The following is a 13,634-nucleotide window of genomic DNA, read 5'->3' on the forward strand; positions in this document are numbered from 1 at the left end:
GAATAGTGCAACTTAATAGACCTCTGCCATAATTGTTGTGGAACAGGCATCCTGCCTGTTCTTGACGGGCTGTTTCGCGGGTGGGGGCGGGTTTATTTAACCTGTCTGCAATCTTTAAAGCTATTGGTGAACCCGCCCCTACAGATTCTTGAGAATGATCCAATATCGAGCGTGTAAATAAACTCGGGTATGTCACAAAATGTAAAGTATCGTAACCCCTGCGATAGAGCACTTTTACTAACTGCGGACATACTTACGTATTTTATCGCCGATCTACTTATTTATTTCTCCTCTCTCTGCGTTCTCTGCGTTCTCTGCGGTTAAATAATTCCGAAAAAACTTCAGCTAATTACTCGAAGTCCGCCGCACCCTGTGTACTTCGTAAAAACCCTCTTCGTGATATTTCACAACAATCGTCTTAGGAGTAAAAGTTATCAGGAAGACATCTAGGAATATCAGCAAGGGCGATCGATGGTTTGGCACTTTTTCCATGATCACATCTTCGTGTCTGTGGGGACGGAAGATGAGTTCAAAAGCTTCCAGATAAGCTATCGGAATCGCCATGAAGATTTTACCCAACACCCCCAACCATTCCCTCAAAGGTTCCGGGGGTGCGTAGCTGCGCGGCAACAGGAAAGCAATGATGATGCCGATCGCAATATTTGCCAAACTAAAATCGGCAGTGAGTAGAAACCAGATGGTCAGTCTTAATATTAGCTGTCCAATCATGTGGGTAATGCCATCCAGAATAGTAGGAGCGAAATCAAGCTCATAAAACCGACCAAATGATCGAATTCTTCAAGCATACGTGGCAGTTTGATTGCCGTGCGTTGAAAAATCAGAAAATAGGCTAACCAACCAACACCGATGGTGGCGATCGCCTTAAGCATATTTTCCAGCGTATAGGCCTCAACATAAAAGGCATTGGCTGCAATCAGGCCACCTAGTAACAGCAACACCGCAGGCCAAAAACCGGGTTTGGCTGCTGTTTGTCCGCCACGGGGTAGAAAGATGAATTTAGCAAAAGAGATTGCTGTTCCGACTGCTGCGACATTCATTGCGATCGCTTGCCAGGGTTCCAAATTCTTCAGCGTCAACACCTTTGCCCCAAAGCCAACCAACAAGGGAAAACCAGAGATTGATAAGCTAGCTATGACTAAGACAATCCAGATGTTGGTATCGATCGGCTTCTGTTTCAATTCTTTCAGATTACGACTCGGTAACGATCCTGCAATCAGAAACAGCGACGATTTGACCAAACCGTGTGCCAGCGCATAAAACCCACCCACGGAAGGTGCAGCGAGGATAAAGCCCAACTGCGAAACCGTGTGAAAAGCCAACATCCGTTTGCTATCTTTTTCTAAAACGGCATAGAACACGCCCAGCAGCGCCGTCCCGACGCCAAAGATTTGGACGATGGGTGCCACCTCCTCCACCATCAGCGCACAGCGCACGAGGGGATATACCCCCGCTTTGACCACAATCCCTGACAGCAAAGCCGACACAGGCGTTTCGGCTTCCGAGTGAGTTAACGGTAGCCATAACCCCGATACAAACACACCTCCCTTAACCAAGAGTCCCATAAAGATCAGAGCGATCGCCTCTGGGGGCGCTGCACCCAAGCCTGCAAAACTAAACGAATTACTTGCCTTATAAACCAGCACGGCACCGACTAGATAAAACAGCATTGCCGTGTTGCTAATAAATAGATAGCGCAAAGCCACCCAAATCGATCGATCGGTGCGAGGATAGGCAATCAAGAGAAACGCCGCAATGCCGCTGACCTCTAACCCTACATATAAACTGATAAAGTCCGTAGAGGCAAAGGCCGCATTCAGGCTGCCGTGTACCATCAGAATCTGTGCATAAAAAAATGCCGTCTTCTCTGTGGGCCAACAGTAGATAATCACCGCTGCTGTGACTAAGGCATTGGTTAAGATGAAATACCCGCTCAAGCGATCGACTAACAACGTGACACTGAAATTATCCAGTAACTCCAGCGTCACCGCTGACGGCATGGCAAAAAGCTGGAACGCATAGGCAGCGGACGCGATCGCTCCGAATATTGCCAGATACTTGTCAAACTTCGGAATCAAATAAATACTAAACCCGACAAAAAACGGGAGTCCAATCCAGGCTAGCGTCAGGGTATTCATGGGGTATTATTCATCTCGATTTCGTTACTTTCTAATGTCGGATTATCTCGTGCCAGCTTCATCACACTGACCAGCATTAAAGCCTGAATCGAAAAGCCGATCACGATCGCCGTTAATATCACCGCCTGGGGCACCGGATCGGCGTAAGCGACATTTTTCCCCTTTGAAATAATTGGTGTCAGCAAGCCTTCTCGCGATGCCACCACCACGTAATAGGCTATAACCCCTGTACTCATGACATCCATACAGACGATTTTCATGATCAGGTTCTTTTTAAAGATGATACCAAAAAATCCGCAAAATACTGTTGCCAATACCAATGCTTCTAACATGGAAATTGCGTGTTGGATAAGGGGTTTTGGTTATTATATTTGAATTAACGTATATTAGTTATAATGAGACTTAAACATTTTCTAGCCCCTCAAATACCTGAAAACCTGTCTAGGTAAGGAAAAGAGTTTGTTGACTGTTGACTGTTGGCTGTTGACTGTTGGCGGTTAACTGTCAGTCGAAAAACTGAATGATGGTTGAGTGTTAACTGTTGACTCGATTTTACGCCCGGCGATCGAGCGCGGATTTGATATCAGAGGTAAAACCCTTATCAATTCAGGACCCAAGCCAATTCAAGCTCAAACCGTTTACCTGTCGCCGTTTGCAGCCATTTTTGACGTGATTTTTTCTAAGTCCCGTTAGCGAATCTGTGGCCGACAACGAAGTCCGATCGTCCATCTTTCCCCGGTTTCTGACCACTCGTTCGTCCAGGAGTGTTCAATTTAACTGGGGCAAACGTCACTAAGTTCAATCATTCCGCAAAGCTGCGATCGGATCTAAGCGAGCCGCATTCCGAGCCGGTAGCACTCCAGCTAATAAGCCTACAGTAAAAGACAGCCCAAAACCTGCCGCGATCGACCATACAGAAACCACAAACGGAAATTTGAAGGCTGTCGAGGCCCCAAAGGCGATCGCAACTCCCAACCCAATACCCGCAGTTCCCCCCACCGTGGAAACTAAAATAGATTCCGCCATAAATTGAATGAGAATTGCTGCATTAGTAGCGCCTACCGCTTTGCGAATCCCGATTTCCTTAGTCCGTTCCACAACAGACACCAACATAATATTAGCAATACCGATACCGCCAACCACCAAAGAAATTCCGGCTATCGCACCCACCATAACCGTAAATAAACCTATCACATTGCTGAAAGTATTAACGATTTCAGCTTGATTTACAACTCGAAAATCATCCGGTTGGGGCGGATAAATATTGTGGCGCAAGCGCATGATATTTTCCACTTGAAATTGAGCATCCGCTAAATCCGCTTCGCCCGCAGTTTCCAACCAAAAACCCGATATTGCAATACCCGCTAAAGAATTTCTCCCCACAATCCGCGAAGACATATTTTTGAGAGGAATATACACTCGATCGTCCTGATCTGTTCCCCCTACAGACCCCTTGGTTTCCATAACTCCAATGACCTTGTAGCGGTTTCCCTGAATGCGAATATCGGAAGATAGCGCATTAACTCCGGCTCCAAAAAGTTCGTCCCGCACCTTAGAACCGAGGACAACTACAGGCTCAGCAGCATTCAATTCATCCTCGTTAAAAAACCGTCCTTCTTGGGGTTGAATGTTCTTCACATCGGGATAGTTTAAATCCGTTCCCAAAATCGAAGTAAATGAATTTTGTCCGCCATAAACAACTTGCACTTGGCGCTGCAAATAAGCCGAAATTGCCTTAACTGCGGGAGCTTGTTTGCCGATCGCCTTAGCGTCATCCCAAGTCAGGGTAGTAGCAGAACCGCTTCCCTGACTGACACCGCCCGATCGCGAAGCGCCCGATAAAACCAACAGCACATTTGTACCCAAAGCCTTTAACTGTTCTTCAGTTGATTTTTGTACTCCCTGTCCCACCGAAGTAATAGCAATTACCGAAGATATCCCAATAATTACGCCCAGCATAGTTAAACTGGTACGCAATTTGTTATTCCACAGCGCCTCTGTCGCCATGAAAGCGATTTGAACGTTAGAGATTTTCTTAATAACTGGGCGAGTCTGTAATTTCATGTTATTTGTGATTTGTTATTTGGTGGCAACTTCTAAGAATTATGCCTAAATTGGTCTCTAATTTATCACCTGACGATGCAACCGGAAACGATAGGATTTGTGGCACGACCCGCCGGGGGTTGAAACCCCCGTCTCATAGCTAAAGTCGGTTGAAACTGAGATGTTGCACTATTCTCAAGAACAGGCTTTTCGGCCTGTTCCACAAAGAGTGAATTTTCTTGTGGAACAGGCCGAAAAGCCTGTTCCTAAAAAGCTTATTGACAATGGTGCAACATCTCACTTGAAACCGACTGAAAATTCGTCTGAAACTGATGTAGATCAACTAACTCTTCAGTCCTCTTTCAGAGGACTTTCGCTATGAGACAGGGATTTCAATCCCTGTCGGACTGTCGGACTCACTCGCGGACTAACTAATGACTACTGACTACTAACGCAAGCGCGTTCCGCCACCCGGTTGCAAACCCGGAATCCCCCCCGACGATGGATTTTGAGATCGAGGCCGCAATCCGGGGGGTAAACTAAGCAGCACTTGTTCATTTCCTTTCAAACCCGATCGCACTTCCGTCTTGTCATCCACCGTCATACCAGTCTTAACCGGCATAAAAGCAGGTTTGCCATCTTCTCCACCGGGAACATAAACCCCCGTTTCCCTTTGTTGGCGGACAATTGCCGCAGTCGGAACTACCAAAACATTTTTGAGTTCACCAGCCTTAAACTCAACATTCACATTCATGCCCGATCGCAGCATTTCTTTATCATCATTAATAATTGCCGCTTTTACCTCAAAACTTGTCACATTTTGCAGGACGATCGACTGAGGCGAAATTTGAGTGATTTTACCTGCAAAAGTCTTTCCCGCAAAAGCATCGGCTTGAATAGACGCAGCCTGGCCGATCTTAATCTGAGAAATATTAGTTTCTGCTACGTTTGCTACTAATTGATTTTTGGAAGCTAAGGACAAAATCGAAGAAGAAGTCGCCGAAGAAACCGCACTACCTGCCGTAGTGGGAGTCACAAAAGCGCCCGGATCTGCGTACTTGCGGGTGACAGTGCCGGTGAAAGGAGCCCGCAGCACACTGTCGTCGATCAGCGCTTGAACGCTTTGCAGGCTGCCTCTAGCGGCGAGAACTTGGGCCCGGGCTTGGGCGATGTCTTCCGGGCGGGAACCGGCTTCTAGCAGCGCCAAAGCTTGCTGTTTTTGCTCCACTGCGGCTTGCCCTGCTGCGATGTCTTCCGGGCGTGCGCCCGATCGCGCCAGGGCCAAAGCTTGCCGTTTTTGCTCCACAGCAGCCCGCCCCGCAGCGATGTCTTCGGGGCGTGCGCCCGATCGCGCCAGGGTCAAAGCTTGCCGTTTTTGCTCCACAGCAGCCCGCGCAGAAGCGATTTCTTCGGGACGAGTACCCGCTTGCAGCAAAGCTACAGCTTGTTCAGCTTGCCTGACTTGCGTTTGAGCTCGATCGCGCGCGGTGCGGGAGTTGTTGACAACTTGCAAAGCAATGGCTCCGGCATTATAGAGTTCCTGATTTCTCTGAAAGTCTTCCTCTGCTTGGTTTTTGGCGTATTCGGCATCTCTGAGTTTGGCGATCGCTTGGGCGATGTCTTCAGGCCGATTGCCCTTAAGCAATTTTTGTAAATTAGCCTGTTGTTCAGCTAGTTGTGCCTCGGCTACGGCAATATCCTGGCTTCGATTGCCGTTGAGCAATTTTTGTAAATTAGCCTGTTGTTCAGCTACTTGTGCCTCAGCTACCGCAATGTCTTGGGTTCGATTGCCGTTGAGCAATTTTTCCAGACTTGCTTGTTGTTCTGCTAACACTGCCTTAGCCACAGCAATGTCCTGGGTTCGAGTGCCGTTGACCAATTTTTCCAGGTTTGCTTCGGCGGCTGCGAGTTGTCCGCGAGTTTGGGTAAGTTGCCCTTGGAGGTTGGAGTCGTCCATGTAGGCGAGAATCTGCCCTTTTTCAACCCTATCTCCTTCCTTGACAAGCAAACTTTTGAGCACTCCTGAAGTTTTGGGGCTGACGTTAACGGAACGTTCGGGCACTATTGTGCCATTTGCCGAAATTGTAATCGGCAGGTTCACCCTTTCGACAGCAACGGTTTTTTCCCTGCCTCTGGTTTCGCGGCTGGATTTGACTGTGAGTTGGCTGTAAGCTGTGTAGCCCACTCCTGCAAGCAGGGAAGCGGCCAGGAGTCCGCTAAGCCAGGGAGTCAGCTCTTTTTTAATCTGAAAGTGCTTTACTAAGTACATATAAATTAGACCTGATGGGTCTGTCTTGAATTTAGACCGATGGGGAACAGAAAAGGTTCAATTGAAGTCGCACTAAGTTTTTTCGGTTGTAGCGCAGGTATCTTCGGATAATTTTGGATAATCAGGACATCAGCTACGATTAATTTAGAATCTCGATCGATGAGGAACGCAGAAATGAGCATTCACTTAGACTTGCCGCCGGAGTTAGAAAGTCAACTGTCTAGTGAAGCTTTGGGGCTAAACCTGCCTTTATTTGAGTACATCCTACGTGTTTTATCGATCGGATAACTTCTGAGCAACCCACCTAAAACTGGAGCCGAGCTGGTTGCTTATTGGCAAAGTGAAGGAGTCATCAACTCACGACCTGATATCACCGATAGTCAAGTATATGCTCGAAACCTGCGGCATCAGGCACAAACACGGACACGGACATAAGAAACGCTATGTACCTTTTAGACACTGATGTTTTAATTGCTATTCAACGGGGTCACGCACCTGCAATTTCTGGGTTTTCTAGTCTTTCAGAGGTATTTAGTGTTCCCGGCTTTGTTGTCATGGAGCTAATCCAAGACTCTCAGAATATGCACCAAGTTTGTAAAGCACTTCAATTTTTGACACCAATATTTTGTTTTCCGCCTTACTCTCTACGAACGGTAATCCATTTCGATGTCTAGCTCTGGCAAGGATAGGGCAGGTTGAGTCTGTGATATAATGTTCTATACTTTCAATTGCCGAAGGCGTACACAGAGATTTTTCAAAGGTAGATAGCTATGGTGGTTCCATACGTTGGGGGGTGTCAATGTGGGCGGATTAGATACGAGATTCAGGCTGAACCACTAACTCTTTATGTTTGTCATTGCACAGAATGTCAACGACAATCGGCTAGTGCCTTTGGAATGTCAATGCCAGTTCCTCGTGATGCCGTGACCATTCTGCAAGGAGAGCCAAGGCAATGGAGTCGGGTGTCTGATAGTAGGCGTGAAGTTATCTGTTTTTTTTGTGGTGAGTGCGGTACGCGGCTGTTTCATAATCCCACTCGTAATCCCGATATCACTAACATTAAGCCTGGAACCCTGGATGATACGAGTTGGTTACGACCTGTCGGCAATTTGTGGACTCACAATGCTCAACCCTGGATAAAGTGCAGTGAGGAGATGCTGAATTACGAAGGACAGCCGAATCCCAATGAGTTCTCACAGCTCCTGGAAAAGTTTTCTAACGTCTCGTCGCAGTACAACAACGCTGTTGCAGCAGACTGAATTAAGTCGTTGGTGCTGAGCTCAACGCTATTTGCCGCCGCCTAACAGCAACGTTATACCTAAACCCGATCTATCCGTTGAGATTGTCTATTTTTAGCCGAGATTAGGCAAGCAAAAATGATCGGCTTCGTTGTTGAGTCCAGAGAAGTTATTGGCGCTCGCAAAGCACAAATAATTGTTAAGCGAAAAGTCTTTTTATCTGCGATCGCATCGATCGAACTTTTGAAAAGTTCGATCGCCAATTTCCTACTCAACAAACAGCCGCTACACCCAACTCTGTAATCGCCGCCTCCGGACCCACCAAAGAAATATACGGTTCGATGAAGTATTTCTTAGCAGCATCCCGCGCTTGTGAAGCTGTCACCTGTGCAATTTCTTCTTGAAATTGCTGGTCAAATTTAATTCCCAATCCCAAAATTTCATACCAGCCTAAAACTTGGGCAATTTGCGAATTAGTTTGTTTTCCTAAAGCATATTGACCCAGCATTTTATTCTTGCAAGCTTGCAATTCTTCCTCGCTTAGCTCGGTGTTGGCGAGTCGATCGACTTCGGCGCGCAATCCTTCAAAAGCAGTCGCCGTATTTTCCGGCGCCGTACCCATGTACGCGACAAACTGAGCCGTGTCCAAGCGCGTCGCGTAGACCGCGGAAACGTCGTAAGCCAAGCCCCGCTTTTCCCGCAATTCCACAAACAATCGGCTTGACAAACCGTTACCCAAATAAGTATTCAGCAACTTAATCGCTGCATAATCGGGATTTTTGACCGAGGGTGCGAGGTAGCCCAGCATAATCACTGATTGCTGCGTATCTTGCGCTGTAACGACCGATTCAGGGGAAGGTGAGAGAGGGGGGACGGTTAAAGTTGGTAGGGGTGTTAAAGGCGCTTTCCAGTCCCCAAAAGTTCGATCGATCAGGGCGATCGCATCTTCGGTCGAGATTCTGCCGGCTACAGAAATAACTACATTATCGGGGCGGAAATAGGTTTTGTGGAACTGTTCGAGCTCGTTTCTGGTGAGCTTTGACATAGTAGCTTCCGTGCCCAATGGAGAGAAAGCATAGGGATGTTCCTGGTACATCGAGTGCCGCAATTGCTCGAAGGCGATCGCAAATGGCTGTTCTTGTTGCGATCGAATTGCCGATATGGCAATGCGGCGTTCGAGTTCGACTTCAGCTTCCGGGAAAGTGGGCGATCGCGTCAATTGCGCCGCCAACTCCAAAATCTCCTCAAAATCCGCAGAAACCGTCTTCAAACTCACTAAAAAATAGTCTGTAGTAGAGTCGGCACTCAACCTCGCTCCCACCGATTCTACACACTCGGCAATTTCCAGCGAAGACAGTCGATCGGTTCCCTTAGTCATTACCGCCGACAGCAAGTGACACAATCCTGCTTGTTCCGGCTGCACGTAGCGACTGCCGGCCCGCAGGAATATCCTAGCTGCAATAATATCTGCTGCTGGATTTTCTGCTGCTAAGACAACAATACCGTTGTCTAAAACCGTGCGCTGGATTTCATTTTTCATGGTTAATTTAGTTGGGAACTTGTACTGAGAGTAGCTGAAGTATTGGTAATTGAAAATGGGTAATGGGTAATTGGTAATGGGTAATTGGTAATTACTTGATTGCCATTTTTCTATTTTCCATTTGCATCTTGTATGATGTCATACCGGGCAGGGCCTGACGCACAACATCTAAATGTAACAACATCTATCCTGTAAGGTGTGCCACAAGGACAAAGAACCCTGGACAAACGCCGAACCTCTATCCCTAGGGTGCGCCACAAGCACAAAGAACCCCGGACAAATGCCGAACATCTCTCCGGTACCAAAAATATATATATTTTTACCCGTTTACCAATTAGATTGGTTTTAGCACCACAGCCGTGTAGCGGCGAGGAGAAAGATATTGTTGAGCTAGGCGCTGAAGGTCTAATGGCCCAAATGCTTTAATCCTGGTGGGATAGCTAAGCGCTAATTCCGCAGTGGCGATCGTATTGTAATATCCATAAAGACCCGCTAGCTGTCCTGGCGTTTCGAGCGAGAAAGCAAAATCGTTGCACAGCAAACGCTTACAGCGGAGCAATTCTACCTCGGAAACTGGCTCAGACTGCAATTGCCAAAGTCGATCACAAATCCGAGATTCCACCTGTTCGATATCCTTCGCGTCCAAGACTGCACTGATAGTAAATAAGCTCGATTCCCGTTGCAACGAGAAAGTGCTGTCGATCGCCTCTACCAATTGTAATTCTTCCCGCAGTTCCCTGACTAAACGCGAAGTCCGCCCGTCTGCGAGCAACACCGACAGCAAATCCAAGCCGCAAGCACTTTGCAAGTGTTCAACTCCCGGGCCCGTCCAGGCCATCATCAGCCGCGCTTGTTCCAATCGCGGGAGACAGAGTTCCTGACGGCGAATTTCTATCAGTGGCGGTTCCGCCTCTGCGGTTAATTTGGGACAATCCCACCGATCGGAAAACTGCTCGAAAGCTTTCCCCGTAATATCTCTAGCCTGTTGTTCATCAATTCCCCCCACTACCACCACAGTCATATTTTCCGGCTGATAGTGCGATCGGTGGAAACAGCGCATTTCGTGGGGAGTTCGCGACATCAGCAGTTCTTCCGTGCCCAATACCGATCGCCTGTAGGGATGTCGCTGATAAACTGTTTCCATCATGGCTTGGAAACCCAGCCAATCGGGATTGTCTTGAGCTTGACGGATTTCTTCTAGCACCACATCTCGCTCGCGATCAAATTCCCGATCGGGGATCGAAGCGCGCAGCAGCAATTCTGCCAGCGGCTGCGCTGTTTCTGCTAAATAATCGGCCGCAGCGTTGACGAAAAAATGGGCGTAGTCGTGACTGGTAGCTGCGTTGGCGACACCGCCGCGATTTTCGATTACTTGGTCAAATTCTCCAGGGGCGATCGAATCCGTCCCTTTAAATATCATGTGTTCTAGAAAATGAGCCATTCCCGACCAAGAATCCGGCTCCAGCGTAGCGCCAGCCCTCACCCATACGTCTAGCGCGACCACCGGTGTGGCCGAAATCCGCTGGTGAATGACCGTTAACCCATTATTCATCTTCCAGACATTGGCTGGGAACTCTAAAGCAGTGAGCAGTTGAGACAAGCTAGTTATTCTTAAACTTTAGTTAACTTCGGCTGCAACTATGGTAGCGCTTTCCAGCTCTGCGATCGGGATTAATTGATACAGAAATTATCACTCAGTCGATTTTAGATTTTAGATTTTAGATTTTAGATTTACTGCACAGATGAATCTGGGGGCTTGAACAAGAGTCTAAAATTTTGAGCCGATCGCGACAGGAGTACGTGGCACGGTATCCGTTTTTGGGCGGAGTCTTCTGCCATTAATCCTTACTCATCAGTTATTTTTTGCTTTTTGCTTTTTTTCAAGCAGTCTCAAATACTTACCTTTTTTTCGCTCAAAAGTCAATAGGTTGTGCGGGATATTAATGAATCAGTCGGGAGAAAGAGGATGTTATCAGAATATATCAATAAATTAAGAGATGTAAGAACACTAAAGACCTTAAGAGGAGAAACGACAGATGGTAGCTACCTTAGAAGATACCAAGCGCCAAGCGATCGCAACTAAATTAGCAGACATGAAAGCGCTGCAAAACCTGTTGATCGCCAACGAGCAATTGTTCATCAATTCCTGCAACGACTCCGAACTAGCCCAGCGCTTCCGGGATATGCTCGAAGACGATCGCAAAAACATGGGCGTATTAGAAACCACGATCGTGCAATACGGCATTCAAGCCGAGCCCAAAGAAACCAGCGCCAAAATGATTGAAGAAGTTCAGAAACTCATGCAAGGTTCTGAACTCACATTGTTTGAAAAAGTCGCCCAGCACGAACTGCTCAAACACAAACAAACAATGGCCGGTTTGTTAATTCACAAAGCTGCTCAAGTAGTCGGCGCCGACATCGAAGCTGCCATTACTCCCCTCAACACAGTTAACTTTGAGAACCGCGCTCACCAAGAACAACTCAAAGGAGTTCTCGAAATTTTAGGAGTGCGCGAACTGACCGGCAAAGACCCCGACCAAGGCGTTTGGGCCCGCGTACAAGATGCAATGGCAGCCATGACCGGCATCATCGGCGGTGCAGTTACCCGCAGCAAAGATGAGATGAACATCACCGAAATCATCTCAATGGATCACCGCAAAGCCGATACCCTCTTTATGGAAATCGCCAGCACCGACGATCCTCAAAAACTGCAAGAATTCTTCGGTCAACTTTACAAAGACCTCAGCGTTCACGCCGAAGCCGAAGAACAAATTGTTTACCCAGCAATTCGCAGCTACTACAGCAACACTCAAGAACTGTACAACGAGCAAGCCGAAATGAAGCAAATGCTCGCCAAGATTAAGTCAATGAGCCCCAGTTCTTCTGATTTCAAAGCCCAAATCAAACTGCTCCAAACAGCGGTTAAAGATCACGTAAAAGAAGAAGAAAACGATATGTTTCCTCAAATTCGCCGCAACTTGAGCGAAGCACAAATGGAACAAATGGCTACTCAATTCAAAGCAGCCAAAAGCACCATCCAGCAAGAAATGGCTAACCTGAGCTAATTCAGCAGCGAGCTAATTGTAGCTCTAGCTGAGCTAAAAACTAGCTAAACTGCAACCTATCAATCCCGCTACCAAGGTGGCGGGATTACTGTATTTTTGAAAGACACTTTAAATAAATAAATTATTTGTAAAGGCGGGTTTCACGAAAGATATTTCGGGTAATTCATAATATAAATAAACCCGCCATCCACAACTCGGGGGCGGGTTTATTTATATTATGAATTTCATTCAAAGATTTTCGGTAAAACCCGCCCCTAGGAGCCTTGGGAGCAAGAAGATTTTAGCCGTTAATTACAGATCCGCCGTTGGGATGCAAAATTTGACCAGTCATGTAAGACGAATCTTTTGAAGCTAAAAACACGTAACTGGGGGCAACTTCATCGGGTTGACCGGCGCGTCCCAATGCCGTGTCTGCACCAAATTTCTCCACTTTTTCTTCAGGGAAAGTTGCAGGAATTAGAGGCGTCCAAATCGGGCCGGGGGCGACTCCGTTGACGCGAATTCCTTTCTCAGCTAAACTTTGAGACAAAGAACGAGTAAAGGCAACAATTGCTCCTTTTGTGGATGAGTAATCTAGCAATTGTTGATTGCCTTTGTAGGCGGTGACAGAGGTAGTGTTGATAATTGCACTTCCTTCTTTGAGGTGTTTGAGAGCGGCTTTTGTGAGGTAAAACATTGAGAAAATGTTCGTGCGGAAGGTGCGCTCTAATTGTTCGGCGGTGATGTTTTCGATGCTTTCTTGGGGATGCTGTTCGGCGGCGTTGTTGACGAGGATGTCGAGGCTGCCGAATTCTTTAACTGTTTGTTCTACAAGGTTTTGACAGACGCTTTCCTCGCCGATGTCGCCGGCGATCGCCATACAGCGCCGGCCTTGTTGTTCGATCGCCTCTTTGGTTTTTTTGGCATCATCATCTTCGTTAAGATAGCTGATGACCACGTTAGCGCCTTCTTTGGCAAATGCAACAGCCACTGCACGCCCGATCCCACTGTCTCCGCCGGTAATTAAGGCTACTTTATCCCGCAATTTGTCGCTACCGCGATATCCCTCCGCGAAGGATTGAGGTTGCGGGGTCATTTCGGATTCAATACCGGGTTGCTGTTCTTGATGTTGAGGCGGATTAATCTTCTGTTCGGTTGGCATAAAAAATTCCTGTAAGTTCTACTTCTATAAATAAAGGTTTTCTGGAACTAGGGAATCGCTCTTTTTGCCGATCGCGCTCTACTACTAAAGACAGTTTGGGCGATCGCATAAATAAACCCGCCCTCCTAACCTATGGTTGTGGAGGGCGGGTTTATTTAAAAACAACCTAACTGCTAATTGCT

12 protein-coding genes are annotated in these 13,634 nt (G+C 47.2%); 3 read left to right on the forward strand and 9 right to left on the reverse strand.

Annotation, left to right across the window (positions count from 1 at the left end):
• Positions 1–345: 345 nt before the first annotated feature.
• From QUB08_RS04135 to QUB08_RS04155, 5 genes are all read right to left on the reverse strand, one after another.
• Entirely contained in the window at positions 346–729 is a 384-nt protein-coding gene (locus QUB08_RS04135; RefSeq protein ID WP_333223583.1) for a Na+/H+ antiporter subunit E, read from the reverse strand.
• Positions 726–2,156 carry a cation:proton antiporter gene (locus tag QUB08_RS04140; protein ID WP_333223584.1) on the reverse strand — a complete coding sequence of 477 codons (1,431 nt, stop codon included), beginning with the start codon at positions 2,154–2,156 and terminating at the stop codon, positions 726–728. Before QUB08_RS04140 ends, QUB08_RS04135 begins: the two co-directional genes overlap by 4 nt.
• Positions 2,153–2,488 (reverse strand): cation:proton antiporter subunit C, encoded by a 336-nt coding sequence (locus QUB08_RS04145; protein ID WP_333213781.1) that lies wholly within the window; start codon positions 2,486–2,488, stop codon positions 2,153–2,155. Before QUB08_RS04145 ends, QUB08_RS04140 begins: the two co-directional genes overlap by 4 nt.
• Before the next feature lie 466 nt (positions 2,489–2,954).
• Positions 2,955–4,220, reverse strand: coding sequence for an ABC transporter permease (locus QUB08_RS04150; RefSeq protein ID WP_333223585.1), 1,266 nt, complete (start codon positions 4,218–4,220; stop codon positions 2,955–2,957).
• Positions 4,221–4,647: 427 nt separating this feature from the next.
• Positions 4,648–6,468 carry an efflux RND transporter periplasmic adaptor subunit gene (locus QUB08_RS04155; protein ID WP_333223586.1) on the reverse strand — a complete coding sequence of 607 codons (1,821 nt, stop codon included), beginning with the start codon at positions 6,466–6,468 and terminating at the stop codon, positions 4,648–4,650.
• Between the two features lie 770 nt (positions 6,469–7,238).
• On the opposite strand from QUB08_RS04155, the gene QUB08_RS04160 reads away from it, so the two are divergent.
• Complete coding sequence (locus tag QUB08_RS04160; protein ID WP_333223587.1) at positions 7,239–7,727, forward strand: GFA family protein; 489 nt, start codon at positions 7,239–7,241, stop codon at positions 7,725–7,727.
• Positions 7,728–7,844: 117 nt separating this feature from the next.
• A complete protein-coding gene (locus QUB08_RS04165; RefSeq protein WP_333223588.1) occupies positions 7,845–8,009 on the forward strand; it encodes a hypothetical protein in 165 nt (54 codons plus the stop codon).
• Here QUB08_RS04165 and QUB08_RS04170 read toward each other — a convergent pair.
• Positions 7,978–9,246: a pitrilysin family protein gene (locus tag QUB08_RS04170; RefSeq protein ID WP_333223589.1), complete on the reverse strand. Its 1,269-nt coding sequence runs from the start codon at positions 9,244–9,246 to the stop codon at positions 7,978–7,980. The genes QUB08_RS04165 and QUB08_RS04170 overlap by 32 nt on opposite strands.
• Positions 9,247–9,580: 334 nt before the next feature.
• Positions 9,581–10,846, reverse strand: a complete 1,266-nt coding sequence (locus QUB08_RS04175) for a pitrilysin family protein (protein WP_333223590.1) — start codon at positions 10,844–10,846, stop codon at positions 9,581–9,583.
• A gap of 436 nt (positions 10,847–11,282) precedes the next feature.
• Here QUB08_RS04175 and QUB08_RS04180 point away from each other — a divergent pair, with 436 nt between their 5' ends.
• Positions 11,283–12,311 carry a hemerythrin domain-containing protein gene (locus tag QUB08_RS04180; RefSeq protein WP_333223591.1) on the forward strand — a complete coding sequence of 343 codons (1,029 nt, stop codon included), beginning with the start codon at positions 11,283–11,285 and terminating at the stop codon, positions 12,309–12,311.
• Positions 12,312–12,591: 280 nt separating this feature from the next.
• Here the strand turns inward: QUB08_RS04180 and QUB08_RS04185 are convergent, their stop codons facing one another.
• Complete coding sequence (locus QUB08_RS04185) at positions 12,592–13,452, reverse strand: SDR family oxidoreductase (RefSeq protein ID WP_333223592.1); 861 nt, start codon at positions 13,450–13,452, stop codon at positions 12,592–12,594.
• A complete protein-coding gene (locus QUB08_RS04190) occupies positions 13,430–13,561 on the reverse strand; it encodes a hypothetical protein (protein ID WP_333223593.1) in 132 nt (43 codons plus the stop codon). Before QUB08_RS04190 ends, QUB08_RS04185 begins: the two co-directional genes overlap by 23 nt.
• Between the last annotated feature and the right edge of the window lie 73 nt (positions 13,562–13,634).

This window comes from Microcoleus sp. BR0-C5, from assembly GCF_036705045.1.
GTDB lineage: Bacteria > Cyanobacteriota > Cyanobacteriia > Cyanobacteriales > Microcoleaceae > Microcoleus.